The organism is Ruegeria sp. P8, assembly GCF_056534665.1.
Genome location: NZ_JBQERC010000005.1, coordinates 25,894 through 50,804 on the forward strand (window position 1 = coordinate 25,894; position 24,911 = coordinate 50,804).

The 24,911-nt window shown below is 56.7% G+C and carries 25 protein-coding genes; 13 read left to right on the top strand and 12 right to left on the bottom strand.

What is annotated here, in order from left to right; genetic code table 11:
- Positions 1 to 5 precede the first annotated feature (5 nt).
- Positions 6 to 767, bottom strand: coding sequence for a hypothetical protein (locus tag ACR0BZ_RS08925; protein WP_480920040.1), 762 nt, complete (start codon positions 765 to 767; stop codon positions 6 to 8).
- A 142-nt stretch (positions 768 to 909) separates the two neighbouring features.
- Between ACR0BZ_RS08925 and ACR0BZ_RS08930 the strand changes: the two genes are divergently transcribed.
- From ACR0BZ_RS08930 to msrA, 4 genes are all read left to right on the top strand, one after another.
- Positions 910 to 2,136, top strand: coding sequence for an argininosuccinate synthase (locus ACR0BZ_RS08930; RefSeq protein WP_480482512.1), 1,227 nt, complete (start codon positions 910 to 912; stop codon positions 2,134 to 2,136).
- 32 nt (positions 2,137 to 2,168) lie between these two features.
- On the top strand, positions 2,169 to 2,573 hold the full coding sequence (locus tag ACR0BZ_RS08935; protein WP_480920121.1) for a DUF1810 domain-containing protein: 405 nt from the start codon (positions 2,169 to 2,171) through the stop codon (positions 2,571 to 2,573).
- A 79-nt stretch (positions 2,574 to 2,652) separates the two neighbouring features.
- Positions 2,653 to 2,934: an SCP2 sterol-binding domain-containing protein gene (locus ACR0BZ_RS08940; RefSeq protein ID WP_267363740.1), complete on the top strand. Its 282-nt coding sequence runs from the start codon at positions 2,653 to 2,655 to the stop codon at positions 2,932 to 2,934.
- 256 nt (positions 2,935 to 3,190) lie between these two features.
- The gene (msrA, locus tag ACR0BZ_RS08945) at positions 3,191 to 3,862 is read left to right on the top strand and encodes a peptide-methionine (S)-S-oxide reductase MsrA (protein WP_480920041.1); all 672 of its coding nucleotides are present in this window, start codon (positions 3,191 to 3,193) and stop codon (positions 3,860 to 3,862) included.
- Here the strand turns inward: msrA and ACR0BZ_RS08950 are convergent.
- Entirely contained in the window at positions 3,859 to 4,731 is an 873-nt protein-coding gene (locus tag ACR0BZ_RS08950; RefSeq protein ID WP_209598988.1) for a ribokinase, read from the bottom strand. The genes msrA and ACR0BZ_RS08950 overlap by 4 nt on opposite strands.
- A 3-nt stretch (positions 4,732 to 4,734) precedes the next feature.
- The gene (locus ACR0BZ_RS08955) at positions 4,735 to 6,990 is read right to left on the bottom strand and encodes an NADP-dependent malic enzyme (protein WP_480920042.1); all 2,256 of its coding nucleotides are present in this window, start codon (positions 6,988 to 6,990) and stop codon (positions 4,735 to 4,737) included.
- A gap of 161 nt (positions 6,991 to 7,151) precedes the next feature.
- On the opposite strand from ACR0BZ_RS08955, the gene mutS reads away from it, so the two are divergent.
- Entirely contained in the window at positions 7,152 to 9,767 is a 2,616-nt protein-coding gene (mutS, locus tag ACR0BZ_RS08960) for a DNA mismatch repair protein MutS (RefSeq protein ID WP_480920122.1), read from the top strand.
- 56 nt (positions 9,768 to 9,823) lie between these two features.
- Here mutS and ACR0BZ_RS08965 read toward each other — a convergent pair whose 3' ends face one another.
- Positions 9,824 to 10,387: a nucleotide exchange factor GrpE gene (locus ACR0BZ_RS08965; RefSeq protein WP_267363733.1), complete on the bottom strand. Its 564-nt coding sequence runs from the start codon at positions 10,385 to 10,387 to the stop codon at positions 9,824 to 9,826.
- A 10-nt stretch (positions 10,388 to 10,397) separates the two neighbouring features.
- On the bottom strand, positions 10,398 to 11,462 hold the full coding sequence (gene hrcA / locus ACR0BZ_RS08970) for a heat-inducible transcriptional repressor HrcA (RefSeq protein WP_480898691.1): 1,065 nt from the start codon (positions 11,460 to 11,462) through the stop codon (positions 10,398 to 10,400).
- Between the two features lie 112 nt (positions 11,463 to 11,574).
- Here hrcA and rph point away from each other — a divergent pair, with 112 nt between their 5' ends.
- From rph to ACR0BZ_RS08990, 4 genes are read left to right on the top strand one after another with little or no spacing between them, the layout of a single operon-like run.
- Positions 11,575 to 12,288 (top strand): ribonuclease PH, encoded by a 714-nt coding sequence (gene rph, locus ACR0BZ_RS08975; protein WP_267363729.1) that lies wholly within the window; start codon positions 11,575 to 11,577, stop codon positions 12,286 to 12,288.
- A complete protein-coding gene (gene rdgB / locus ACR0BZ_RS08980) occupies positions 12,285 to 12,899 on the top strand; it encodes an RdgB/HAM1 family non-canonical purine NTP pyrophosphatase (protein WP_480482522.1) in 615 nt (204 codons plus the stop codon). Before rph ends, rdgB begins: the two co-directional genes overlap by 4 nt.
- On the top strand, positions 12,889 to 14,043 hold the full coding sequence (hemW, locus tag ACR0BZ_RS08985; RefSeq protein WP_480920043.1) for a radical SAM family heme chaperone HemW: 1,155 nt from the start codon (positions 12,889 to 12,891) through the stop codon (positions 14,041 to 14,043). Before rdgB ends, hemW begins: the two co-directional genes overlap by 11 nt.
- Positions 14,044 to 14,045: 2 nt before the next feature.
- Positions 14,046 to 14,399, top strand: coding sequence for a YbaN family protein (locus ACR0BZ_RS08990; RefSeq protein ID WP_480920044.1), 354 nt, complete (start codon positions 14,046 to 14,048; stop codon positions 14,397 to 14,399).
- Here the strand turns inward: ACR0BZ_RS08990 and ACR0BZ_RS08995 are convergent.
- From ACR0BZ_RS08995 to ACR0BZ_RS09025, 7 genes are all read right to left on the bottom strand, one after another.
- Positions 14,389 to 15,285 carry a ParB/RepB/Spo0J family partition protein gene (locus ACR0BZ_RS08995; RefSeq protein ID WP_480920045.1) on the bottom strand — a complete coding sequence of 299 codons (897 nt, stop codon included), beginning with the start codon at positions 15,283 to 15,285 and terminating at the stop codon, positions 14,389 to 14,391. The two genes, ACR0BZ_RS08990 and ACR0BZ_RS08995, sit on opposite strands and share 11 nt — an antisense overlap.
- 20 nt (positions 15,286 to 15,305) lie before the next feature.
- Positions 15,306 to 16,109: a ParA family protein gene (locus ACR0BZ_RS09000; protein WP_209506882.1), complete on the bottom strand. Its 804-nt coding sequence runs from the start codon at positions 16,107 to 16,109 to the stop codon at positions 15,306 to 15,308.
- Positions 16,102 to 16,722 carry a 16S rRNA (guanine(527)-N(7))-methyltransferase RsmG gene (gene rsmG, locus ACR0BZ_RS09005; RefSeq protein ID WP_480920046.1) on the bottom strand — a complete coding sequence of 207 codons (621 nt, stop codon included), beginning with the start codon at positions 16,720 to 16,722 and terminating at the stop codon, positions 16,102 to 16,104. Before rsmG ends, ACR0BZ_RS09000 begins: the two co-directional genes overlap by 8 nt.
- Entirely contained in the window at positions 16,719 to 18,587 is a 1,869-nt protein-coding gene (gene mnmG / locus ACR0BZ_RS09010; RefSeq protein ID WP_480920047.1) for a tRNA uridine-5-carboxymethylaminomethyl(34) synthesis enzyme MnmG, read from the bottom strand. The genes rsmG and mnmG overlap by 4 nt, the downstream gene beginning before the upstream one ends.
- A 12-nt stretch (positions 18,588 to 18,599) precedes the next feature.
- Positions 18,600 to 19,886 carry a tRNA uridine-5-carboxymethylaminomethyl(34) synthesis GTPase MnmE gene (gene mnmE, locus ACR0BZ_RS09015; protein WP_480920048.1) on the bottom strand — a complete coding sequence of 429 codons (1,287 nt, stop codon included), beginning with the start codon at positions 19,884 to 19,886 and terminating at the stop codon, positions 18,600 to 18,602.
- A 31-nt stretch (positions 19,887 to 19,917) separates the two neighbouring features.
- The gene (gene rho / locus ACR0BZ_RS09020) at positions 19,918 to 21,189 is read right to left on the bottom strand and encodes a transcription termination factor Rho (protein ID WP_267364726.1); all 1,272 of its coding nucleotides are present in this window, start codon (positions 21,187 to 21,189) and stop codon (positions 19,918 to 19,920) included.
- 122 nt (positions 21,190 to 21,311) lie between these two features.
- On the bottom strand, positions 21,312 to 21,761 hold the full coding sequence (locus ACR0BZ_RS09025) for a CopD family protein (RefSeq protein ID WP_480920049.1): 450 nt from the start codon (positions 21,759 to 21,761) through the stop codon (positions 21,312 to 21,314).
- Between the two features lie 405 nt (positions 21,762 to 22,166).
- Between ACR0BZ_RS09025 and ACR0BZ_RS09030 the strand changes: the two genes are divergently transcribed.
- Genes ACR0BZ_RS09030 through dnaQ form a run of 4 tightly spaced genes read left to right on the top strand, consistent with a single transcriptional unit; the run spans position 22,167 to position 24,901 of the window.
- Positions 22,167 to 22,766 carry a Maf family protein gene (locus ACR0BZ_RS09030; protein ID WP_480920050.1) on the top strand — a complete coding sequence of 200 codons (600 nt, stop codon included), beginning with the start codon at positions 22,167 to 22,169 and terminating at the stop codon, positions 22,764 to 22,766.
- The gene (locus ACR0BZ_RS09035) at positions 22,763 to 23,596 is read left to right on the top strand and encodes a shikimate dehydrogenase (protein WP_267364724.1); all 834 of its coding nucleotides are present in this window, start codon (positions 22,763 to 22,765) and stop codon (positions 23,594 to 23,596) included. Before ACR0BZ_RS09030 ends, ACR0BZ_RS09035 begins: the two co-directional genes overlap by 4 nt.
- Positions 23,593 to 24,186, top strand: a complete 594-nt coding sequence (gene coaE, locus ACR0BZ_RS09040) for a dephospho-CoA kinase (RefSeq protein WP_209598998.1) — start codon at positions 23,593 to 23,595, stop codon at positions 24,184 to 24,186. The genes ACR0BZ_RS09035 and coaE overlap by 4 nt, the downstream gene beginning before the upstream one ends.
- Entirely contained in the window at positions 24,179 to 24,901 is a 723-nt protein-coding gene (gene dnaQ / locus ACR0BZ_RS09045; protein WP_480920051.1) for a DNA polymerase III subunit epsilon, read from the top strand. Before coaE ends, dnaQ begins: the two co-directional genes overlap by 8 nt.
- The last annotated feature ends 10 nt before the right edge of the window (positions 24,902 to 24,911 follow it).

Here is a 24,911-nt window from a genome sequence, read left to right on the forward strand (position 1 = left end):
GGGCGTCAGCGTAGTTCGCGCTTCTCGACGACAAAACCGTAAAGGGCCGTCATGATGCTGACGCCCAGCATGAGCAGAAACCATTGCGCAACTAGGAAATAGACAAAGCTGCCTATGATTGGGGCCAGAGGTGTATGTAGCAACAAATTCGGTATTGCTGTAAGAACTCCAACACAAAGTGCGGCAACAAAAATCGGCTTAGAGAACTCTTTGGTTTTGCGCCACGAATCTGGAACTTTCATAAATTCCCCAACTGCCGCAGCCGGTAACACGAGCGAAAGCCTAAACGAAATGTACGAAATGACGACACCAAGCAAAAAACCAAGAAAGGTGCCGTCATCAGTTGACACCCCGCCATCATAAAAAACGGCTGCAGGTACCAGAAAAATAAAAACAGCGACAAGACTCAGTAGAATGCTCAATGGGATAATCCGAAGAAATGCGCCGCCATAGGCCCACATACGGTCTCCGTCCCATACTGGCCACGCGAGATGTGGTTCAACGTTCTGAAGTACGTAACGATGCCAGCCTACGGCCACCCAAACCAGTACGATCAAATAGAGGACTGCGAGTACAAAGCCAGCTTGAGACACGCCCAACATCGGAGAGAGTTTATCGGTCTCCGGCAAACTTTCCGTCTGAAAAATAGTCAAAAAATAGAATGCGGTGCCTAAAACAAGAAACGGAAAAAAGCTTAATCTCAACGCGACTGATATGTTGTCCAAAAGCATTAATACCGCATGCCTAAAAATCTTGTAGCCCAGCATCCTAAAACTGCCCTCTCAACCAATCCTTGTTCTCTTTCCCTCCGTTTCACCTCATTTCCCGGCCTTCGTCAACGCGCACCAACTTGCCCCCGCGTCCAAAACCCGCTAGGGGCCAATCGTTCTACGCATAAAGGGAAGTCAGATGTCCGCGCCCAAGAAAGTTGTTCTGGCCTATTCCGGTGGCCTTGATACCTCGATCATTCTGAAATGGCTGCAGACCGAGTATGGCTGTGAGGTCGTGACCTTCACCGCCGATCTGGGTCAGGGCGAGGAACTGGAGCCCGCACGCCAAAAGGCCGAATTGCTGGGGATCAAGCCCGAGAACATCTATATCGAGGATATCCGCGAGGAGTTTGTCCGCGATTTCGTCTTCCCGATGTTCCGTGCCAATGCGCAATATGAAGGGCTGTACCTGCTGGGTACCTCGATCGCACGGCCGCTGATCTCGAAACGTCTGGTTGAGATTGCCGAGGCCACTGGTGCTGATGCTGTTGCCCACGGCGCAACCGGCAAGGGCAACGATCAGGTGCGGTTCGAACTGGCGGCTTACGCGCTCAACCCAGACATCAAGGTCATTGCACCGTGGCGCGAATGGGATCTGACCAGCCGCACCAAGCTGCTGGAATTCGCCGAGCAGAACCAAATTCCGATTGCCAAGGACAAACGCGGTGAGGCACCGTTCTCGGTTGATGCAAACCTGCTGCACACCTCATCCGAGGGCAAGGTTCTGGAAGACCCCGCCGATATGGCGCCCGACTATGTCTACCAGCGCACCGTCCACCCCGAAGACGCCCCGAATGAGCCCGAATTCATCGAAATCGGTTTTGAAAAAGGCGACGCCGTCAGCATCAACGGTGAGGCGATGAGCCCAGCTACAATCCTGACCAAGCTGAACGAATATGGCGGCAAGCACGGTATTGGCCGTCTGGACCTGGTCGAAGGCCGGTTCGTGGGCATGAAGTCGCGCGGTATCTATGAGACACCCGGTGGCACCATCCTGCTGGAAGCGCATCGTGGCATTGAATCCATCACCATGGACCGCGGCGCGATGCACCTGAAAGACCAGCTGATGCCGCAATATGCGGAACTCATCTATAACGGTTTCTGGTACAGCCCCGAGCGTGAGATGCTGCAAGCCGCCATCGACAGATCGCAAGAGCATGTCACCGGCACCGTTCGTGTGAAACTGTACAAAGGTCTGGCCTCAACCGTGGGCCGCTGGTCGGATCATTCGCTGTACTCTGAGGCACATGTGACCTTCGAAGAGGATGCAGGTGCGTACGATCAGAAAGATGCGGCAGGCTTTATCCAGCTGAATGCGCTGCGTCTGAAACTGCTGGCTGCGCGCAACAAGCGCCTGTCCAAGTGATCGACGACGACGATACCGACGACGAGCTCGATATGTTCATCGAGGCGCAGGACACGGTTTGGGCCGATGTCCTGCGCGAACTTGAACAGGGGCAGAAAACCAGCCACTGGATGTGGTTCGTGTTTCCGCAACTGGCCGAGCTGGGCCAGTCCCATATGGCGCAGCTTTACGGCATTGAAGATCTGGACGAGGCGACACACTATCTGAACCACCCGGAACTGCGCGACCGGCTTAGGCAGACGGCCTCGTTGATGTTGCTGCACACAGGGCGCGATGCCCGCGACATTCTGGGCGGAATTGACGCGAAAAAGCTGCGGTCTTCGATGACATTGTTTTCATCTGTGGCAGATGCTCCGCCCGAGTTTCGTGCTGTTCTGGACGCCTTCTATGGCGGTAAGTCTTGTGACCGGACGGTTCAGATCCTCGGGGCATCGTGATCAGAAGTTCCAGTTGGGTCAGCCTTGCCTGTTCGGCACCTGACGCATTACGCATTCGGAAACCGTGAAAGGACCCCGAATGCTTCAGGACATCGCCGATGGAATTCAAAAAGGGCTGAACGGCAAAAGCTTTGACGGTTCACTGAAGTTCGATTGTGGCGCGGACGGTGTGATTGTTCTGGCGGACAATCAGGCATCGACGCAGGACCGGGACACGGATTGCACAATCCGCATCTCGCAGGAGAACCTGACCAAGCTGTTGACCGGAAAGCTGAACCCGATGACCGGCGTTGCTTTGGGCAAGCTCAAGATCTCGGGCAATATGGGTGTTGCGATGAAGCTGGGGCAATTGCTGGGCTGAGTTTACTGCAAAGCTGGCCTTTGTCCCAGGCCAGCCAGGCCGGTGGTCCCACCCGCGGTGTGCTGCGGTTCCGCTTCGAGATACCAGTCGCGCAGGATCCGTCGCGAATGAACGGTGGTTTCGCCCGCCTTTCAAGTGGGCCGTTTACGCGTGATCGCAGACGATAAACTCGTCTCACCAGCGCGTGACATTGCATGACAGGCAATTGCAAGGGGGTCGAACCCGCGTCAATCTCACCTTAAAAAGGAGACCTGACATGATGCGGACTGCTTATTTTGAAACCGTCAGACCAACCCTTCTGTTTACACTGATTGCATTGGCTGCACTGTTGCGCGCACTGCCCGCCCCGGCTGCGGGAACCGAAACGCTGACGGTGGCTGGCGGGTGTTTCTGGTGCGTGGAATCCGATTTTGAATCCGTGCCCGGCGTAATCGGGGCGGTGTCAGGGTACACCGGTGGCACATCCGCGGATCCGACATATGATCAGGTTTCAAAAGGGGAAACCGGACACTACGAGGCGGTTCAGATCACGTTCGATCCGGCGCGCGTCTCTCGCGCGTCACTTCTGAACATGTTTTTCCGCTCGGTTGATCCGACAGACGCAGGTGGCCAGTTCTGCGACCGGGGCGACAGCTATCGAACTGCGATTTTCGTCTCTAACAAAGGCGAAAAGGTGTTGGCAGAACAAGCCAAAGTAGACGCGCAGCAAGCGCTGGGGCAGACCATTGTCACCCCGGTTCTAAGCGCAGGACCCTTTTACCCCGCCGAGGCGTATCATCAGGATTATTACAAAGGCAACAAACTGGTCCTTACCCGTTTTGGACCAAAGCGCCAGCACAACGCCTATAAGGCGTATCGCAAAGCCTGTGGTCGTGACGCGCGCGTCAAGCAGCTTTGGGGCGGGGAAGCGCCATTTGCAGGGTCCTAGTCAAAGGATGCGTCACGCACTTCTTTCAGATCGGGAATGACATCCGCCGTTCCGTGCCGCATGACCATCAGGGCTGCGGCGCGGTTTGCCTGCAAAATGGCCTGCTCCATTGGCATTCCGCGATCCATGCCCGCCAGCACATAGCCGGTGAAGGTGTCACCTGCCCCTGTGGTATCCACCGCCCGCACCTTATGCGCGGGAAACTCGACCGGATCGTTGCCCTGCTGCAAATACCTTGCGCCTTTAGAGCCGAGGGTAACAATGACATGCCGAACGGGCAGATCGGCGATGCTCAGACCGGTTTCCTGGCGCAGCTGTTCAGCCTCCACCTCATTCAGGATCAGGAAATCCAGATAAGGCAGAACGCCCTGAACGGCCTGAGCCTGAAACGGGGCCGCGGCATAACAGACGGTCAGGCCAAGCTTGCGCCCCAGCTGCGCCGCTTCGACCTGGGCATTGGTTTCATTCTGCAAGATCAGCAGATCACCGGTGTTTGCCGAGGCCAGCGCCTGCCCCAGATGGGCGGGTTCCAATGCGTGATTGGCCCCGGGATACAGGATAATCAGGTTCTCACCCTCGGCATCCACCGCAATGATGGCGTGGCCTGTGGGAACATCCACCTCAGAGATATGGCGTGTATCCACACCATATTCTGTCAGTCGATCCTTGGCCCAGCGCCCATCGGGCCCCACGGCACCTATATGGCTGACGCGTGATCCCGCACGCGCCGCGGCCACCGACATGTTGGCCCCCTTGCCGCCCAGGAACCGATCCAGCCTACGGGCAGCCAGAGTTTCCCCCGGCGCAGGCAGATGCGGCAGGTCATAGACCATATCCGCGTTGATCGAGCCGAGATTCCAGATCGTCATGATTTATCCGATGTCGCAAGAGGCCAGAATGGCCATGTTCAGTATATCGTTCGCGGTCGAGACGGTCGAACAGATCTGGATCGGCTTGTCGATGCCTGACAGGATCGGGCCAATCACGGTCGCACCACCCATTTCCTGCATCAGCTTGGTCGAGATTGATGCCGAATGCCGGGCCGGAACGATCAGGATATTCGCCGGACCGGTCAGGCGCGAGAACGGATAGGCCGCTTGCTGTTCGATGTTCAGGGCGACGTCCACCGTCATTTCACCCTCGTATTCAAAGTCGACGCCGCGCCGATCCAGAACAGCCGGGGCACGGTGCATCTTTTCAGCACGTTCTGACACCGGATAGCCAAAGGTCGAGAAGCTGACAAAAGCCACGCGCGGCTCCAGCCCCATATGCCGGGCAACTGCGGCCGAACGCTCGGCAATATTCGCCAGATCGTTTTCGTCGGGCCATTCATGTACCAACGTGTCGCCAATCAGAACAATCCGGCCTTTATGCAGCAAAGCTGTCACACCGGCGGCACCGTTGGCGGCATCGGCATCAAACACATGGTTGATCCGGTCAAGCACATGCGCGGACTTGCGGGTTGCGCCAGTGACAAGACCATCACCATGCCCATGGGCCAGCATCAGCGAGGAAAACACGTGCCTGTCCCGTGCGGCCAGACGGTGAATATCTTTACGGTCAAACCCCTTACGCTGCAGGCGCTGATACAGGAAGTTCGAATAGGTTTCGAGATGCGTGGTATTGGCCGCATTCACGACCTCGATTTCACGCACAGCGTCGCCCAGGCCCGTTGCTTCCAGTTTGGTCTTCACATCGTCCGGCCGACCCACCACAAGTGCCTTGCCGAAACCAGACCGCTGATACATGACCGCTGCGCGCAATACCCGGGGATCGTCGCCCTCGGCGAAAATCATGCGGCTTTGCGCCTGACGCGCTCGGGCGTTCAGACCGCGCAGGATGCTGGCGGTCGGGTCCATCCGGGATTTCAGACTCAGCTCATACGCGTCCATGTCGATGATCGGACGGCGCGCGGCACCGGTGTCCATCCCCGCCCTGGCAACAGCCGGTGGGATACGGTGGATCAAACGCGGGTCGAACGGGGTGGGGATGATATAATCACGCCCAAAGGTCAGCGACTTGCCATAGGCCATTGCGACCTCATCCGGCACATCCTCGCGCGCCAGATTGGCAAGTGCGTGGGCACAGGCGATCTTCATCTCATCATTAATGGCGCGGGCGTGAATGTCCAACGCACCGCGGAACAGGTAGGGGAAGCCCAGAACGTTATTCACCTGGTTTGGGTAATCGCTGCGTCCGGTGGCAACGATCGCATCTACGCGAACCTCGTGCGCTTCTTCCGGAGTGATCTCGGGATCGGGGTTGGCCATTGCAAAGATGACAGGATTGTCGGCCATGCTGGCAACCATATCCTGCGTGACCGCGCCTTTCACCGAAACGCCCAGGAACACATCGGCGCTCTTCATCGCGTCTTCCAATGTGCGCAGGTCGGTTGTGATCGCGTGGGCCGATTTCCACTGGTTCATGCCCTCGGTCCGGCCCTGATAGATCACGCCCTTTGTATCGCAGATGATGCAGTTTTCATGCCGCGCGCCCATTGCCTTGAGCAGTTCGATACAGGCAATCCCCGCGGCACCTGCGCCATTCAGAACGATTTTCACGTCCTCGATCTTCTTGCCCGAGATATGCAGCGCGTTCAGCAGGCCCGCCGCACAGATCACGGCCGTGCCGTGCTGGTCATCGTGAAAGACGGGGATGTCCATCTCTTCCTTCAGTCGCTGTTCGATGATGAAACACTCGGGCGCCTTGATGTCTTCCAGATTGATGCCGCCAAAGGTTGGCCCCATCAGACGCACTGCACGGCAGAATTCATCCGGGTCTTCGGTGTCCAGCTCGATATCGATCGAGTTCACATCGGCGAACCGTTTGAACAGGACCGATTTGCCTTCCATCACCGGTTTCGAGCCCAGCGCGCCGAGGTTACCAAGGCCCAACACCGCCGTCCCGTTCGAGATTACGGCCACCAGGTTGCCCTTGTTGGTATAATCATAGGCCGTTTCCGGGTTTTCAGCGATGGCCTCGCAGGGAACGGCCACGCCCGGGCTGTAGGCCAGCGACAGGTCACGCTGCGTTGTCATGGGGACGGTGGCCTGCACCTCCCACTTGCCGGGGGTGGGGTCCAGGTGAAAGGCCAATGCCTCTTCTTTGGTGATCTTCGCTTTGGGCATCTTAAATGTCGTTTCCATGACTTCAGGGCTGACGCCTCATAGCGCAGGAGAACGCCCGCCTCAACGAGAATGAGTTTTCGGCTTTTACAGAAGATGCGGGATTTGTAAGGTCGCGCCCGGAATACGCCAAAAGGGGACCGATTTTGTCCACAGTCACGCCAATGATGGCGCAATACCTCGAAATCAAACAGGCCCACGCGGATGCCCTGCTGTTTTATCGCATGGGTGATTTCTATGAGATGTTCTTCGAGGATGCCGTCAACGCTGCCGAAGCGCTGGATATCGCGCTGACCAAGCGTGGCAAGCACAATGACGAAGACATCCCGATGTGCGGCGTGCCGGTGCATTCGGCCGAAGGATACCTTCTGACACTGATCCGCAAGGGCTTTCGCGTTGCGGTCTGCGAACAGATGGAAAGCCCGGCCGAAGCGAAGAAAAGAGGCTCTAAATCGGTCGTGAAGCGTGATGTCGTGCGACTGGTCACACCCGGAACACTGACCGAAGATGCGTTGCTTGAGGCGCGCCGGCACAACTTTCTGGCTGCCTATGCCGAGGTCCGGGACGAGGCCGCGCTTGCCTGGGCCGATATTTCGACGGGCGCGTTTCACGTGATGCCCCTGACCTCGGTCCGGCTCAGCCCCGAGCTTGCCCGGCTTGCGCCCTCTGAACTGATCGTGGCCGATGGGGCGCAGGAAAAGCTGAACGAAACGCTGGTTGATCTGGGGATTTCACTGACCCCGGTCGGGCGCGCCAGTTTCGACAGCACGGCGGCGGAAAAGCGCATCTGCGGGCTGTTTCACGTGGGCGCCTTGGACGCGTTCGGAAATTTCGGCCGCGCCGAAGTGTCCGCGATGGGCGCGCTGATCGACTATCTGGAGATTACGCAAAAGGGCAAACTGCCCCTGTTGCAAACGCCGCTGAAAGAATCTGAGGATCGAGTCGTTCAGATCGACGCTGCAACGCGCCGCAATCTGGAACTGACCCGCTCGCTGTCCGGCGGGCGCGCAGGATCGCTTCTTTCTGTCGTTGACCGGACAGTTACCCCCGGTGGCGCGCGATTGCTGGAACAGCGGCTTTCAAGCCCTTCTCGAAATCTGGATGTGATCCATGCCCGGCTTGACGCAGTCAGTTTCGCCGCTGGTGACAGCCTGATCGCGTCTGATCTGCGCGAAGCCTTGCGCAAAACCCCGGATCTGGACCGCGCCCTGTCGCGTTTGTCATTAGAACGCGGCGGGCCTCGTGACCTGACAGCCATTCGCAATGGCCTGACCCAGGCGGCCACGATTGCCGAAATCTGCACCGGTCAGGATTTACCGGTGTTGCTGGCAACCGCGCTTCAGAACCTTGTTGGTTTCGATGACTTGCTGACCTTGCTGGACGAAGCGTTGGTGGCCGAGCCCCCGCTTCTGACCCGCGACGGAGGCTTTATAGCGCCAGGTTTTGACGCTGAACTGGACGAGGCCCGCACCCTGCGCGACGAAGGCCGGTCCGTCATCGCCGGGTTTCAACGAAATTACGTCGAACACACCGGCATCACCTCGCTGAAAATCAAGCACAACAACGTGCTGGGCTATTTCATCGAAACCACGGCCACCCATGCCGAAAAGATGCTGAACCCACCCTTTAGCGAAACCTATATCCATCGCCAGACGACAGCCAATCAGGTTCGGTTTACAACCGTCGAACTGTCCGAGATCGAAACGCGTATCCTGAACGCCGGAAATCTGGCGCTGGAGATTGAAAAGCGGCTCTACCAAAGGCTTTCCGGCGCTATCTTGGACCTCGCTTCCCGATTGAATCAAGCCGCCCGCGGGCTTGCCGAACTGGACCTGACGACCGCTCTGGCTGATCTTGCGCGGGGTGAAAACTGGTGCCGTCCAAGGGTTGATTCCTCTCGCGCATTCAATGTGCAGGGCGGTCGACACCCGGTTGTGGAACACGCCCTCCGGCGGCAAAGCGGCGATGCATTCATTTCCAATGATTGCGATCTGACCGTCGAAAACGGCGCGGCGATATGGTTACTGACCGGTCCGAACATGGCCGGTAAATCAACCTTTCTGCGCCAGAACGCCTTGATTGCACTGCTTGCCCAAATGGGCAGCTACGTTCCGGCCGAAGAGGCGCATATTGGCGTCGTCAGTCAGCTGTTCAGCCGCGTCGGAGCCTCGGACGATCTGGCGCGGGGGCGGTCGACCTTCATGGTCGAAATGGTCGAAACCGCCGCCATCCTGAATCAGGCCGATGACCGCGCTCTGGTCATTCTGGACGAAATCGGTCGTGGCACCGCCACCTATGATGGCCTGTCCATCGCCTGGGCCACATTGGAACACCTGCACGCGGCCAACAAATGTCGCGCATTGTTTGCCACGCATTATCATGAGCTTACGGCTTTGGCCGGAAAACTCGAAGGTGTAGATAACGCCACCGTAGCGGTCAAAGAGTGGGATGGCGAAGTCATCTTCCTGCACGAGGTTCACAAGGGCGCGGCTGATCGGTCTTATGGGGTGCAGGTTGCGCAGCTGGCCGGTTTACCCGCTTCTGTCGTCGAACGTGCCCGGGTGGTTCTGGACCAGCTTGAAAAAACCGAACGCGAAGGCGGCAAGCAAAAGGCGCTGATTGACGACCTGCCGCTGTTCTCGGCAGCCGCGCCGCCACCCCCGCCCGCACCGAAAACCTCGCCGGTGACCGAGATGCTGGAGGGTGTCCTGCCCGATGAACTGACCCCGCGCGAGGCGCTGGATCTGATTTACAAATTGAAAGAGGCGGCCAGATCCTGACCGCCCTTCATCTTTTTAAAAATACTCTCGCCGAAGGCTTGGCTTTTAGAAGCCAATCAGCTTGCTGGCGTTGAAGAGACCCCGACCTGAGCCGGACGCAACAGGCGGTCGTACAGCATGAAACCCTCGGCAGACACCTGGATGATGTCCCCTGCCCGCGTGCCCGGGACCGGGGCCTCGAACATTGCTTCGTGCACATTCGGATCAAACCGGTCGCCAACCTGGGGTGTAATCACTTCGATCCCGTGTTTCTGGAACACATCCTTCAGGGCACGCATGGTCAGTTCGACGCCTTCCAGCAGTCCAGCGGCAACCTCTTTCTGCTCGTCGGTCGCGGCCTCAAGCGCGCGCTTCATGTTGTCGTAAACAGGCAGCATATCGCGGGCCAGCTTGGAACCGCCATACTGCTCGGCATCGCGGCGCGCCTTGTCACCGCGTTTGCGCGCGTTCTCGGCGTCGGCAAGCGCGCGCATGAATTTGTCTTTATACTCATCCCGCTCAGCGCGCAGCTCGTCCAGCTCCAACGCCTCGTCACTGATCTCAGCAAACTCCTCGGCCAGCTCTTCCGCTTCTGCCGCCATGATATCGTCCAGAAAATCTTCGTTCTTGGGCTCTGCCATCTCTTACCCTCTAGCTCCGGTCGGATATCAGCTTGCCGACCAGTTGCGCCGTATAATCCACGATCGGCACGATCCGTCCATAATTCAGACGCGTGGGTCCGATGACCCCGACCGCACCGATTATCTTTCGATCAGCGTTCATATATGGAGACACCACCAAAGAGGAACCCGAAAGTGAGAAAAGTTTGTTCTCAGACCCAATAAAAATGCGCACACCCTCGCCGTCTTCCGTCAATTCGAGGAAATCCGCGATGTCGCGCTTGCGCTCCAAATCATCGAACAGGCTGCGAATACGCTCCAACTCTCCGGCCTGACCGGGTTCGTTCAACAGATTCGCCCGCCCCCGCACGATCAAACGGGCCGAGTCGGCTCCGTCTCCGTCCCAGGCCGCCAGCCCGCTTTCGACCAGCTCGCGCGCCAGCGCATCTATTTCCTGCTTGCGCGCCTGAATCTGTTTCTGCATCTGACGGCGCACTTCACTGAGTGTGCGCCCCTCAATCAGCGCATTCAGAAAATTCGCAGCCTCGCGCATCGAACTGGGCGTCTGGCCGGGCGGCGGTGTGAACAGGCGGTTTTCAACATGGCCGTCAGAAAAGACCAGCACCACCAAAGCCTTGTCATGCCCTAACGAGACAAACTCGATATGTTTGATTTCGGCTTCATGCTTTGGCGTCAGAACCAGCGACGCACCTTGTGTCACGTGTGACAGAGCTGACCCGACCCGATCCAGCATTCCGCCAACATCACCCGTGTTAGAGCCTAATGTCTCTTCCAGTTTTTGCTTGTCGTCAACGCCCAGATCGCCAACTTCAAGCAAACCGTCCACGAACATACGCAGTCCTTGCTGCGTCGGTACCCGACCCGCGCTGATATGCGGGCTGTCCAAAAGACCCAGAAATTCCAGGTCCTGCATCACGTTGCGCACGGTTGCGGCGCTGACCTTTTCCGACAGGGTGCGCGTCAGGGTGCGGCTTCCAACCGGCTCTCCGCTTTCCAGATAACTTTCAACGATCAACCGGAACACCTCGCGCGACCGGTCGTTCATCTCGTCCAGAATTTTGCTCGCTTCACTCATGCGTTTTCCCCTGCTGGTTCATCATTAAATAGCAGGCAAATGAAAGGTCAATCGGGGTTGCATCGTAACGCTGCGGGGCGGTATCCCCAACCCAGCAAACAAAGGATTTCCCATGCGACCCTCTGGAAGAGACTTAAGTGAAATGCGCGCCGTTTCAATTGAAACGGGGTTCACCAAACATGCCGAAGGTTCCTGCCTGATCAAAATGGGCGATACACATGTTCTGTGTACCGCTACGATCGAAGATCGCGTACCCCCTTTCATCAAGGGTTCGGGGCTAGGCTGGGTCACAGCCGAATACGGTATGCTGCCCCGCGCCACCAATACCCGGATGCGGCGTGAAGCGGCCTCGGGCAAGCAAGGCGGGCGTACGGTGGAAATCCAGCGCCTGATCGGTCGCGCCCTGCGCGCCGGCGTCGACCGGGTTGCACTGGGCGAACGTCAGATCACCGTTGATTGCGATGTGATCCAGGCCGATGGCGGCACCCGCTGTGCCTCGATCACCGGCGGCTGGGTTGCGCTGCGACTGGCCGTCAACAAACTGATGAAAGCAGGTGACGTGATTTCAGATCCGCTGGTTGATCCGGTCGCCGCCGTGTCCTGCGGGATCTATGCGGGCCAGCCTGTGCTGGACCTTGACTATCCGGAAGACAGCGAGGCCGGTGTCGACGGCAACTTTATCATGACCGGGTCAGGCAAACTGATCGAGGTCCAGATGAGCGCCGAAGGTTCTGTTTTCAGCCGCGCCCAGATGGATCAGCTGGTGGATCTGGCGGAAAAAGGCGTTGCCGAGCTGGCCGCAGCCCAGAAAGCCGCCACCGCATGACCCGTAAGTTTGACAGCGACAGGCTGCTGGTCGCGACCCACAACAAAGGCAAGCTTGAGGAGATGGCGCATCTCCTCGAACCTTTCGGCGTGACGGTTGTGGGTGCGGCGGACATGGACCTGCCCGAACCGGAAGAGACCGAGGACACCTTTGTCGGCAACGCCCGGATCAAGGCCCACGCCGCCGCAAAGGCCACCGGGCTGCCTGCCCTGTCAGACGATTCCGGAATCACCATCGACGCGCTGGACGGCGCGCCGGGTGTTTATACCGCGGATTGGGCCGAAACCGCCAATGGGCGCGACTTCCTGATGGCGATGACCCGCGCCCATACAGAGCTAGAGGCAAAGAACGCCCCCCATCCCCGCACAGCGCAATTCCGAAGCACACTGGTGCTGGCCTGGCCTGATGGGCATGATGAAGTGTTTGAAGGCATTGCCCCCGGTCATTTGGTCTGGCCCATCCGCGGCGAAGGTGGATTCGGCTATGACCCGATGTTTGTTCCCGAAGGATACGACATTACCTTTGCCGAGATGGATCGCTGGGAAAAGAACAAGATCAGCCATCGCGGTCGCGCGGTTGAGAAGTTCGTGAAAGGCTGCTTTGGCGGATGATTGGCGCAACGGGGGCTTTGGCCTGTACGTGCATTGGCCCTTTTGCGAGGCCAAATGCCCCTATTGCGACTTCAACAGCCATGTTTCCAAAACTATCGATCAAAAACAATGGCTTGACGCCTATCTGAGCGAATTGCGGCGCTCGGCCGTCGAAACCCCGGATCGGGTGCTGAACACGATCTTTTTCGGTGGTGGAACCCCGTCGCTGATGGACCCGGAAACCGTTGCCGCCGTGATTGAAACCGCCCGCGCCCTGTGGCGCCCCGCCAATGACATGGAAATCTCTCTCGAGGCCAATCCCGGTTCGGTCGAGGCCGGACGGTTCGCGGCCTATCGTGACGCAGGCGTCAACCGGATCTCGATGGGCGTGCAGGCGCTCAACGACGAAGACCTGCGCCGCTTGGGGCGGATTCACACTGTGGCCGAGGCACGCGCCGCCTTTGACATCGCCCGTGATTGTTTTGAACGGGTCAGCTTTGACCTGATCTATGCCAGACAGCACCAAACGCTGGATGCCTGGCGGGCCGAGTTGAACGAAGCGCTGTCCATGGCCGTAGATCACCTGTCCCTGTATCAGCTGACAATCGAAGAAGGCACGGCTTTTGGCGATCGTTATGCTGTCGGAAAGCTGCGCGGCTTGCCTGAAGATGACAGTGCGGCCGACATGTACCTTGCAACACAAGAGATTTGCGAGAAACACGGCCTGCCCGCCTATGAGGTGTCCAACCACGCCCGCCCCGGTGCAGAGTCGCAGCACAATCTGGTCTATTGGCGTTACGGGGACTATGTCGGCATTGGTCCCGGTGCTCATGGGCGAATAACGGTGGGTGGTGAAAGACACGCGACCGAAACCCATCTGAACCCGCAGCGTTGGCTTGACGCCGCCACGAAGGGTGACGGAGAAAAGAAACGCTATGTCCTTTCGCCTGAAGATCAGGCGAACGAATACCTTATGATGGGCATGAGGATCTCAGAAGGACTAGATGTAGATAGGTGGGAGGCCCTGTCAGGCTGTCCACTTTCTGACGAAACCGTGGACCATCTGGTCGGCATTAATATGATTGAACGTGATAACAACAGACTCAGAGCAACACCAGCGGGGCGCGCCGTGCTGAATGCTGTAATCCGGGAATTGATGGGCTAGATATGCAGTATCTTTGGGCGGGGCTGGGATTGCTTTGCGTTGCGATGGCCGCGATTGGGGTTGTTCTGCCTCTTCTTCCAACGGTTCCGTTTTTGTTGCTGGCAGCGTTTTTCTTTGCGCGATCCTCTTCACGGTTGCACAACTGGCTTCTGTCGCACCGGATTTTCGGGCCAATGATACTGGATTGGCAGAGTTCGGGCGCAATACGTCCGGCCGCAAAAAAGGCAGCAACCTTATCGGTCGCCGCCGTTTTAGGGGTGTCTTTGCTCCTATCCGTTCCGCCCTTCGTGCTGATCCTTCAGGTCATTGTTCTGGGCGGCGTCCTGATATTTATCTGGACGCGCCCTAGCGGCTGAGCTTTGCACAAAGATCGTCAAGCTGATCCAGGTTTTCATATGTCAGAACAACCTGACCGGATTCCGTTCCCGCCTTGTGGTTGATTGATACTTTCATTGCCAGAATCGCAGACAGGTCTTTTTCCAGCGCGCGTGTATCAGCATCTTTTCCGGCATCCAGATTCCTGGATCTAGGAGCAGGTCGTGCAGTGTCGCCGTGCTGCTGTTTCTTGACCAGCGCCTCGGTAGCGCGCACAGACAGACCATCCTTGACGATCAGTTTTGCCAATTCCGAGGGATTTTCCGCCGTAATCAGCGCCCGCGCATGACCAGCCGATAATTTCCCTTCAATAACAAGAGTTTGCACGTCAATTGGCAGAGACAAAAGCCGCAACAGGTTCGCAATATGGCTGCGGCTTTTTCCCAAAGCCTCGGCAAGCTTTTCCTGCGTGTGGCCGAAGCGATCCATCAACTGCTTGTATCCGGCAGCCTCTTCCACTGCGTTCAGATCAGCGCGCTGGATGTTTTCGATGATCGCAACTTCCAGTACCTCGGTATCATCGAATTCGCGCACAATCACAGGGATCTCGTGCAGCTGCGCCATCTGAGCAGCCCGCCACCGGCGTTCACCAGCGACGATTTCGTATTCTCCGACCCCTGTTGGACGTACGATCAAGGGTTGGATGATACCTTTTTCCCGAACCGACGCGGCAAGCTCATCCAATTGTTCGGGCTGAAATGTGCGTCGCGGCTGATTTGGGTTTGCCTTCAGCTTTTCAATCGGAACCTTCAGATCAGGTCTGCGCACGTCAGATGGTACTCGGTTGCCCGCCTCTGGATTAACGTCCGCCATGAGTGCGGATAATCCGCGGCCCAACCCTCTGGATTTCGCTTTCCTGGTGCTCATGTCGGCCTCCTCTCCACCGCTCATGCTGCGGTCTTGTTGTTCTTATGCATGATCTCACGGGCCAGATGCCGATACGCCATCGCACCAAGTGATCCCGAGTCATACTGCAATACCGGCAGCGCATAGGATGGCGCCTCGCTGACCCGCACATTCCTGGGTATCTTTGTTTTAAAAACCATCTCGCCCAAATTGTCACGCGCATCCTTTTCGACCTGGCGGGACAAGTTGTTGCGGTTGTCATACATAGTTAACACAACACCTTCGATTCTCAGGTCTGGATTCGCGGTTTGCCGGACCTCCCGAATTGTCAGCATCAATTGCGAAAGACCCTCCAGCGCAAAGAACTCACTTTGCAGCGGTACTAGGACAGAATGGGCGGCAACCATCGCGTTTACCGTCAAGAGGTTCAGTGACGGCGGGCAATCTATCAGGATGAAATCCAGCTCAAACGCGTCCACCGCCGTCTGACGCAGCGCATCATGCAAAAGATAACTGCGTTTTTCGTTGGAAATCAGCTCGATATCCGCCGAGCTCAGGTCGACCGTTGCAGGGACAACCAAAAGGTTCTCGATCTCCGTCTCTTGAACCACTGCCTCCAAAGGCGCGTCGTCCAGAATGAGGTCATAAGTGGTCCAATCCCGATCTTCGACCCCTAATCCGGTGGATGCGTTCCCTTGTGGATCGAGGTCAACCACCAATACCCTGCAACCAGCTTCGGCCAGTCCTGCCGCCAGGTTGATCGCTGTGGTTGTTTTCCCTACTCCGCCCTTCTGATTGGCAACCGCAATTATCCGGGGTCCGGACGGTCGAGACAGATCAACCACGTGATACTCCTTTGATCTTAAGGATAACGGCCTGAGGTTCAGTTAAACTTGTAATGGCCTCAGCATCGAAATTCCATTCCCCACGCGCCTCTTCCAGCTCTTTTTTCCAGTTTGCACCTTTGGGCAACAGCGCGGTCCCGTTTTCACCTAAATGCCTGTCACAAAACGATAACAATGTACGCAAATCCGCCAGCGCGCGCGCCGAAACGATGTTTGCGCCCAGGGGGTCAACCTCCTCGATCCGCTTGGAAATCACTTTACACGACACGCCACATTCACGGGCGACGTTACGAAGAAAAGCCGATTTTCTCTGGTCGCTCTCCACAAGAGAGAAACTGGCGGCCGGAACCTCCTCGGCAGCAATAATGGCGCACACCATTCCGGGGAACCCGCCGCCACTGCCAAGGTCCACCCAGGTTTCAAACGTTTCAGCGCATCGAAAAACTTGGACAGAATCCAGAATATGTCGGTCCCAGATGAATTCCAGACTATTGCGCGAAACAAGATTTATCCTGGGGTTCCAGCGGTTCACCAGATCGACATAGATTTTCAGACGTTCGAATGTTTCACGTGAAACATCCAAGCCATCAAACTTGAAAAAATCAACCGTCATGCCTGGCGTGCTCGTTGATCCCGGCGCAATTTCGCCAGGACAAGGGTCAGCGCAGCAGGAGTAACGCCTTCGACACGGCTTGCTTGCGCTATGTTTGATGGCTTGGCCTGCGACAGTTTTTGCTTCATCTCAGAAGACAGCCCGTCCAAGCCAAAATAGTCAAACTCACGTGGGATAACATAGGATTCATCCCGCTTCATGGCCTCGACATCGCGCTTTTGCCGATCGATATAGTTTGCGTAAAGCGCGTCGCGTTCGATTTGAAGCCGGATCGCCACGTCTACATCTTGTAGATCAGGTATCAGAGGGATCAAGTCTTCGAAGGATGTATCCGGAAATGCCAGAATCGCCATTCCATCTCGGCGGTTTCCATCCTGGTTGACGTTGATCCCGGCTGAAAGAACTTCCTTGGGTGTGTATGTGCGTGCGGTCAGCTTGGATTTCGCCGCATCAAGCTGGCTCATTTTCATCTCAAAATGCGTCTGACGCTTCTCTCCGACGCAGCCAAGTTCCAACCCAATCGTCGTCAACCGTTGATCGGCATTGTCTGCGCGCAAAGACAGTCGGAATTCAGCCCTTGAGGTAAACATTCGATAAGGCTCTGCCACACCACGAGTCGTCAGGTCGTCTATCATCACGCCAATATAGCTGTCTGATCTTGTGAAAAAGACCGGTTCGCGGCCCTGTACGTCCAGCGCCGCGTTGAGACCGGCAACCATCCCTTGTGCCGCTGCCTCCTCATATCCTGTGGTCCCGTTGATCTGCCCTGCCAGATATAGTCCCGGAACGTCGGGTAGTGACAAGGACGCAGTTAAGACACGTGGGTCCACATAATCATATTCAATCGCATAACCCGGTTGCAGAATATCCGCTTTTTCAAGCCCTTTGATCGACCGAACATATTCCAATTGCACGTCCTGAGGCAGTGACGTTGAAATACCGTTGGGATAAATCGTGTGGTCATTAACGCCTTCGGGTTCAAGAAAAACCTGATGCGAGTCCTTATCTGCAAAGCGGACAATCTTGTCTTCGATCGAAGGGCAGTATCTTGGACCTATGCCATCGATATGGCCACCATACATCGCCGATTTTGAGAGGTTTGCTTCGATAATTTCATGCGTCTTTGCATTGGTGTGTGTAATACCACAGGAAATCTGAGGCGCGACAACCGATGTTGACAGGAAAGAAAACAAGGTCGGGTCCTCATCCCCGTCTTGTTTTTCCAAACCCGACCAGTTGATCGTGCGCCCATCCAGACGCGGCGGTGTGCCGGTTTTCAAGCGTCCCAGCGGAAGGTTATAGCTATCCAACCTCTCGGCCAGTTTTATGGACGGGCGATCTCCCATCCGTCCGCCAGCCTGTGACACGTCGCCGATATGGATGACGCCGCGCAGAAAGGTTCCGGAAGTCAGAACAACGGCTTTGGCGTGAATTTCCGACCCATCTCCGAGCACGACACCGGCGACACGGTGTCCGTTCATCAGAAAGTCTACAACCTCCCCAACGATAACGGACAGGTTTTCCTGATTGCTGATTTCGTTTTGCATCGCCGCCCGGTACAAGGCGCGATCAGCCTGCGTTCTGGGACCCTGAACAGCCGGACCTTTTCGCCGGTTTAACAGTCGAAACTGAATACCAGCCTGGTCAGCGACACGGCCCATTACACCATCTAGCGCGTCAATCTCTCGTACCAGATGTCCCTTCCCCAACCCGCCGATGGCCGGGTTGCAGGACATGACCCCGATATCGGTCGCGGATAATGTCACCAAAGCGGTTTTCGCACCCATCCTGGCAGCGGCGTGCGCAGCCTCCGTACCGGCATGACCAGCCCCAACCACGATGACATCAAAGTTTGAATGTTTCACGTGAAACAATCCTTATTTTCCCAAACAAAAGCTGGAGAAGATTTCATCCAACAGTGTTTCGACATCTATTCTGCCAACCAGAGATTCAAGTGCCCGTATGGCGGTTCTTAACTCCTCCGCAGCGATATCATACAGGTCCGGGCCTGATTCCAGAACCGTGATCGCAGCAGCAAGTGAATCCGATGCCTTATTCATCGCAGCGCGGTGGCGTTCACGCGTCGCAATACCATGTGTAGTGGTTCTATCACTCAAGACCCACGAAATCTGGTCTACAAGCGCGTCAATTCCCTGTCCTGTCTTTCCTGAAACACCTTCAGCAGCGCCCTCTCGCAAGTCCGCTTTGGGTAGAACGTGGATATCGCCATCCTGCATGGCCACACCCAGATCTTCCGGTGCTTCAGCCAGGAAAACGCGCAGGTCCGCCGCATCTGCCCGTTTTCGAGCCAGCTCGATCCCAAGATTTTCGACGTGATCTTCAGTATTCCGCAACCCGGCGGTATCCAGCAATGTCACTGGCAAGCCTGCCAAATCCATTCGAACCTCAATCACGTCCCGGGTTGTGCCTGCGTATTCCGAAGTAATCGCAGCCTCACGCCCCGCAAGCGCATTCAGCAGGGTTGATTTTCCTGCATTGGGAAGACCGACAATAGCCACTTCAAATCCGGTACGAATACGCTCGGCGATTTTCACCCCATCAGCTTCTCGACGAAGATCTGCCAGAACTCCGCTTGTCAAACTACGGACTTCCGGCGTGACGTCAGTGGGGACGTCTTCATCAGCGAAATCTATGACCGCTTCCAGCAACGATGCCGCGCGGATCAAATCGCGCCGCCAGCGCTCGGCCAGCGTGCCAAGCTCACCGGCCAGAATGGTTTGGGCCTGCTTACGCTGTGCCTCAGTTTCCGCGTCAATCAGATCTGCCAGGCCTTCGACCTGTGTCAGATCCATCTTGCCATTTTCAAGGGCCCGGCGTGTAAACTCACCCGGGTCCGCCAGTCGCAGCCCATCGGTGTTCGACAAACAGCGCAGAACCGCATTGACCGAGGCCGTGCTGCCGTGGATCTGAAGTTCTGCCACGTCTTCACCGGTGAAACTTGCCGGTGCCTGAAAGGTCAGAACCAGACCATCATCCAGTCGCGATCCATCCTGGTCCCGCAGGGTGCGCAAAACCATTCCCCGCTTGGGCAGTTCCGCGCCGCACAGATATGCGGCTGCGGAATGCGCTTCGGGGCCAGAGAGGCGAATGACCGCCACCCCTGCTTTGCCTTGCGCGCTGGCCAAGGCGAATATCGTATCCATTCGAAGGCCTCGCTGGGGTCTAAGACCTGTGTCAGGTGTTCATCGAATCGAAGAACTCACCGTTTGTCTTCGTCTGTTTCAACTTCGACAACAAGAACTCGATTGCGTCGGTGGTGCCCATCGGGTTGAGGATACGGCGCAGAACGAAGGTCTTGGCCAGATCGCCCTTGTCGACCAGCAGGTCCTCTTTCCGAGTACCGGATTTGAGGATGTCGATCGCCGGGAACACGCGTTTGTCTGCAATCTTGCGGTCCAGAACGATTTCCGAGTTTCCAGTACCTTTGAATTCTTCAAAGATCACCTCGTCCATCCGGCTGCCGGTATCGATCAGCGCGGTGGCGATAATGGTCAGCGATCCGCCCTCTTCAATATTCCGGGCCGCACCGAAGAAACGCTTGGGCCGCTGCAACGCATTCGCATCCACACCACCGGTCAGAACTTTACCCGAGGACGGAACAACGGTGTTAAACGCCCTACCAAGTCTTGTGATCGAGTCGAGAAGAATAACAACATCTCGTTTATGTTCGACCAAACGTTTGGCCTTTTCAATGACCATCTCCGACACGGCCACGTGACGCGTTGCGGGCTCATCAAAGGTTGACGACACAACCTCACCCTTAACCGAGCGCTGCATGTCGGTCACTTCTTCCGGGCGTTCGTCGATCAGCAGGACGATCAGGTAACACTCCGGGTGGTTCTGTTCGATCGAATGCGCGATGTTCTGCAGGATCACGGTTTTACCGGTCCGCGGCGGTGCCACGATCAGCGAACGCTGACCTTTACCGATCGGCGCAACCAGATCGATCACGCGCGCCGACTTATCCTTGATGGTGGGATCTTCAATTTCCATCTTCAGACGCTCATCCGGGTACAGAGGCGTCAGGTTGTCGAACAGGATCTTGTGCTTGGCCTTTTCGGGATCTTCAAAGTTGATCATGGTGACTTTGGTTAGCGCGAAATAACGCTCATTCTCGTCCGGCGCCTTGATCTCGCCTTCGACCGTGTCCCCGGTCCGCAGCGAGTGCAGACGGATCATATCGGGCGAGACATAGATATCATCAGGGCCCGGCAGATAGTTCGCCTCGGGCGAGCGCAGAAAGCCGAACCCGTCCTGTAGCACTTCCAGTACGCCATCACCGCCGACGGTCCAGCCATCATCGGCACGTTCGCGCAGAATCTGGAACATCATTTCGCCCTTGCGCATGGTCGAGGCGTTTTCGATCTCCAGCTCTTCGGCCATGGCCAGAAGGTCTTTGGGACTTTTGGCTTTCAGGTCGGCCAGATTCAGGGATTCATTGGACATGATACATACCTTCACCGCTGAGAACGCGGCTTGAAGTGGAATTTTAGTACGGAAAATACGCCGCCCGGACGGGCGTGTTGTGATCTACATAAGCGCAGCGCCGTTCGGAGTCAAACAGGCGTTCAGAACTTCAGAATGACCGCCAGAACGATGGCAACCATCAGAATGGTCGGAACCTCGTTCATGATGCGATACTGCCGCCCAGTGAGCTTATTCTGGCCTGCCAGAAAATCCTTCCTTCGGGCCATAAGCCAATGGTGGAACCAGGTCATCGCGATCACGCCCGCACCTTTGACCCAGGGCCATGCAAAATCCCATCCGACGATCCCCGGTGTGAACACCATGATCAGCCCGCATACCCAGGTTACAACCATCGCGGGGCGCATGATCACCCGCAGCAGCTTGTCTTCCATTTCAAAGAAGATGTCTTGCGCGCCCTCTACGGCCTGCGCTTTTTCGACGTGATAAACAAACAGTCTGGGTAAATAGAACAAGCCCGCCATCCATGAGATCACGGCCATGATATGTAATGACTTCACCCACGGGTAAATCGTGAAAAGAAGGTCTGTCATACCGGCTCCGAACGTTGTTCGGAACTCTCCCTAATAAAAAAATAAGAAAAGAAAAAGGATGATGGTTTTGTAGGGTGCCAAAAATCCGTGGATTACTTTCTTACCCTAGCGTTTTCCCCAAGGGGGACAGAATATCTGAGATCGCCAGTGATTCTGTTGATATAAGAAAATTTTTATCTAAATCAATAAGTTAATATTGTATTATCGTATCTGATCTGTGGATAACCCGATGGGTATCGCTGGATAGATCTGTTATCCCAAGAGTTGGAGTTATCCTTGTCCCAACAGGATGAGATTTGAGCGACTCGGGGATCTTTGCCACAAAATTCCCGGGGTTGCGTGTCAACCGGAAAACCATACAAAACACCCCAGAACTCTCATCGATTTGCACACGGGGTTTTCCACATGTCTGTCCCCATTCTTCTGGCTTCGGGATCCGTTATTCGCGCGCAGTTGCTCAGGAACGCAGGTGTGCCGTTTGCGGTTCAAACGGCGCGCGTGGATGAAGAGGCGGTCAAAAGGGCGTTGCTGGCGGAAAATGCTTCGCCACGCGATATTGCCGACACGCTGGCTGAGATCAAAGCGCGTAAGGTCAGCGACAAGAACCCCGGCGCCATGGTGATCGGGTGTGATCAGGTGCTGGATTTCGAAGGGCAGCTGCTGTCAAAGCCCGAAACCCCGGAACAGGCGCTGGCCCAACTGAAAGCCATGCGCGGCAAGCGGCACATGCTTTTGTCCGCAGCTGTGATCTATCAGGACGGTGAGCCGATCTGGAGGCATGTAGGGCAAGTGCGTCTGCGGATGCGGGCCAGTTCCGATGCCTATCTGAAAGACTATGTTGCGCGGAACTGGGACAGCATTCGCCATGCCGTCGGAGCCTACAAGCTGGAAGAAGAAGGTGTCCGCCTGTTCGCCACCATTGACGGCGACTATTTTAACGTTTTGGGTATGCCCCTGTTAGAGCTTCTCAATTTTCTGGCTGTCAAAGGGATGATCGAGCAATGACGGACAATCGGGTTCCTTTGGCCGGAGTGATTGGGCATCCCATCGGGCATTCGCGCTCTCCTAAGCTGCACGGGCATTGGTTAAAGACCTATGGGCTTGCCGGGCATTATATCCCGATGGACGTCGCCTCTGCTGATCTGGAGACTGTGCTGCGAACCCTGCCCAAAGCGGGCTTTGTCGGGGCCAACGTGACCGTTCCGCACAAAGAAGCGGCGTTGAAGATCGCAGATCATGTTTCTGACCGTGCAACCGTGATTGGTGCTGCAAATACACTGGTGTTCCGAACTGATGGTTCGATACATGCAGATAACACCGACGGGTACGGGTTTATGGAAAACCTGCGCAGTGGCGCACCTGACTGGAATGCGAAAGATGGCCCGGCGGTTGTGTTTGGTGCCGGGGGTGCTGCCCGTGCCGTTTTGCAGGCCTTGTCTGATGCCGGGGTGCCGGAAATCCTGCTGACCAACCGAACCCGCGCCCGCGCGGATCATCTGAAGGAAGAGTTCGGCCAACGCATTCGCGTGGTCGATTGGGTTCAGGCGGGGAATGTCATCGAAAATGCCGAACTGGTGGTCAATACGACCTCACTGGGGATGCAGGGCCAGCCAGAGCTGCGCGTGCCGCTGGATGGGTTGCAGCCTGGTGCCGTGGTAACGGACCTGGTCTATGCCCCGTTGAAAACCCGCCTGCTGCAAACTGCCGAGGAGGCCGGATGCACCACAGTCGATGGTCTTGGGATGTTGCTGCATCAGGCCGTTCCCGGGTTTGAACGATGGTTTGGGGTCCGCCCCGAAGTAGACGCGGATACGCGCGCGGCGGCCCTGGCATGAGTTTTGCGCTTGGCCTGACAGGCTCAATCGGTATGGGGAAAAGCACCACGGCGCAGATGTTCGTTGAAGAAGGGTGCGCATTGTGGGATGCGGATGCGGCGGTGCATCGGCTGTATGCCATTGGTGGAGCAGCGGTTGAACCAATGCGGGCAGCCTTTCCCGATGCGATACGTGATGGGGTGGTTAGCCGTGACGCGTTGAAACGGATCATCGCGGATGACCCGGCCACGTTGAAAACGATTGAGGCGATTGTGCATCCACTGGTCGCTGCTGACCGCGCAGAATTTCGCGAAAGCGCTACAAGCGACATCCTGGTGTTCGATATTCCGCTTTTGTTTGAAACGGGCGGTGATGCAGCAATGGATGCGGTGGCCTGTGTTTCTATCCCGGCCGAAGACCAAAAACGGCGCGTGATGGAACGGGGCACGATGACCGAGGCGCAGTTCGAGCAAATCCGCGCCAAGCAGATGCCGAACGATGAAAAATGCGCGCGGTCGGATTTTGTGATCGTGACCGATACTCTGGACCACGCCCGCGCGCAGGTGCAGGATGTGGTCAGGCAGATACGGGCGGGGATGGCACATGCGTGAGATTGTACTGGATACCGAAACCACCGGGTTTGACCCCGAAAGCGGGGATCGGATCGTGGAAATCGGCGCCGTTGAGCTGTGGAACCACGTTGCCACCGGTGAAACCTATCACGTCTATATCAACCCCGAACGCTCGATGCCGGAAGAGGCGTTTGGCGTGCATGGTATTGGTCCCGATCTGCTGGACACCCCGCGCCCGCCGGAAAAGGGCGAAGTGACGCTGAAAGACAAGCCGGTCTTTGCAAAGGTTGGCCATGGGTTTCGCGAATTTGTTGGCGATGCGCGGTTAGTGATCCACAACGCCTCATTCGACATGAAGTTCCTGAATGCCGAGCTGAAATGGATGGGTGCCCCGCTTATCCCGATGGAGCAGGCGTTGGATACACTGGCAATTGCCCGTAAACGGTTCCCCGGTTCGCCAGCGTCACTGGATGCGCTGTGCCGTCGCTTCAATATCGACAACTCGAACCGTGTGCTGCACGGCGCGTTGCTCGACTCGGAAATTCTGGCCGAGGTTTACCTGGAATTGATCGGTGGACGGCAGCCTGATTTTGGTCTGTCGACATCCGCATCTTCTGTGGATGGTGGCAGCGATGATTGGCGAGCCACACCGCGCAGCACACCATTGCCATCCCGGATCACCGAGGATGAGCGCGCTGCACATGAAGCTTTCGTGAAAAAACTGGGCGAGAACGCCTTGTGGACCCGCGCCTGATCCGGACAGG

Excerpts from the sequence above, each read along its gene's own strand:
- ACR0BZ_RS08925 (WP_480920040.1), bottom strand. The coding sequence starts at position 767 with ATGCTGGGCTACAAGATTTTTAGGCATGCGGTATTAATGCTTTTGGAC.
- ACR0BZ_RS08930 (WP_480482512.1), top strand. The coding sequence starts at position 910 with ATGTCCGCGCCCAAGAAAGTTGTTCTGGCCTATTCCGGTGGCCTTGAT.
- ACR0BZ_RS08935 (WP_480920121.1), top strand. The coding sequence starts at position 2,169 with ATGTTCATCGAGGCGCAGGACACGGTTTGGGCCGATGTCCTGCGCGAA.
- ACR0BZ_RS08940 (WP_267363740.1), top strand. The coding sequence starts at position 2,653 with ATGCTTCAGGACATCGCCGATGGAATTCAAAAAGGGCTGAACGGCAAA.
- msrA (WP_480920041.1), top strand. The coding sequence starts at position 3,191 with ATGATGCGGACTGCTTATTTTGAAACCGTCAGACCAACCCTTCTGTTT.
- ACR0BZ_RS08950 (WP_209598988.1), bottom strand. The coding sequence starts at position 4,731 with ATGACGATCTGGAATCTCGGCTCGATCAACGCGGATATGGTCTATGAC.
- ACR0BZ_RS08955 (WP_480920042.1), bottom strand. The coding sequence starts at position 6,990 with ATGCCCAAAGCGAAGATCACCAAAGAAGAGGCATTGGCCTTTCACCTG.
- mutS (WP_480920122.1), top strand. The coding sequence starts at position 7,152 with ATGATGGCGCAATACCTCGAAATCAAACAGGCCCACGCGGATGCCCTG.
- ACR0BZ_RS08965 (WP_267363733.1), bottom strand. The coding sequence starts at position 10,387 with ATGGCAGAGCCCAAGAACGAAGATTTTCTGGACGATATCATGGCGGCA.
- hrcA (WP_480898691.1), bottom strand. The coding sequence starts at position 11,462 with ATGAGTGAAGCGAGCAAAATTCTGGACGAGATGAACGACCGGTCGCGC.
- rph (WP_267363729.1), top strand. The coding sequence starts at position 11,575 with ATGCGACCCTCTGGAAGAGACTTAAGTGAAATGCGCGCCGTTTCAATT.
- rdgB (WP_480482522.1), top strand. The coding sequence starts at position 12,285 with ATGACCCGTAAGTTTGACAGCGACAGGCTGCTGGTCGCGACCCACAAC.
- ACR0BZ_RS08990 (WP_480920044.1), top strand. The coding sequence starts at position 14,046 with ATGCAGTATCTTTGGGCGGGGCTGGGATTGCTTTGCGTTGCGATGGCC.
- ACR0BZ_RS08995 (WP_480920045.1), bottom strand. The coding sequence starts at position 15,285 with ATGAGCACCAGGAAAGCGAAATCCAGAGGGTTGGGCCGCGGATTATCC.
- rsmG (WP_480920046.1), bottom strand. The coding sequence starts at position 16,722 with ATGACGGTTGATTTTTTCAAGTTTGATGGCTTGGATGTTTCACGTGAA.
- mnmE (WP_480920048.1), bottom strand. The coding sequence starts at position 19,886 with ATGGATACGATATTCGCCTTGGCCAGCGCGCAAGGCAAAGCAGGGGTG.
- rho (WP_267364726.1), bottom strand. The coding sequence starts at position 21,189 with ATGTCCAATGAATCCCTGAATCTGGCCGACCTGAAAGCCAAAAGTCCC.
- ACR0BZ_RS09025 (WP_480920049.1), bottom strand. The coding sequence starts at position 21,761 with ATGACAGACCTTCTTTTCACGATTTACCCGTGGGTGAAGTCATTACAT.
- ACR0BZ_RS09030 (WP_480920050.1), top strand. The coding sequence starts at position 22,167 with ATGTCTGTCCCCATTCTTCTGGCTTCGGGATCCGTTATTCGCGCGCAG.
- ACR0BZ_RS09035 (WP_267364724.1), top strand. The coding sequence starts at position 22,763 with ATGACGGACAATCGGGTTCCTTTGGCCGGAGTGATTGGGCATCCCATC.
- coaE (WP_209598998.1), top strand. The coding sequence starts at position 23,593 with ATGAGTTTTGCGCTTGGCCTGACAGGCTCAATCGGTATGGGGAAAAGC.
- dnaQ (WP_480920051.1), top strand. The coding sequence starts at position 24,179 with ATGCGTGAGATTGTACTGGATACCGAAACCACCGGGTTTGACCCCGAA.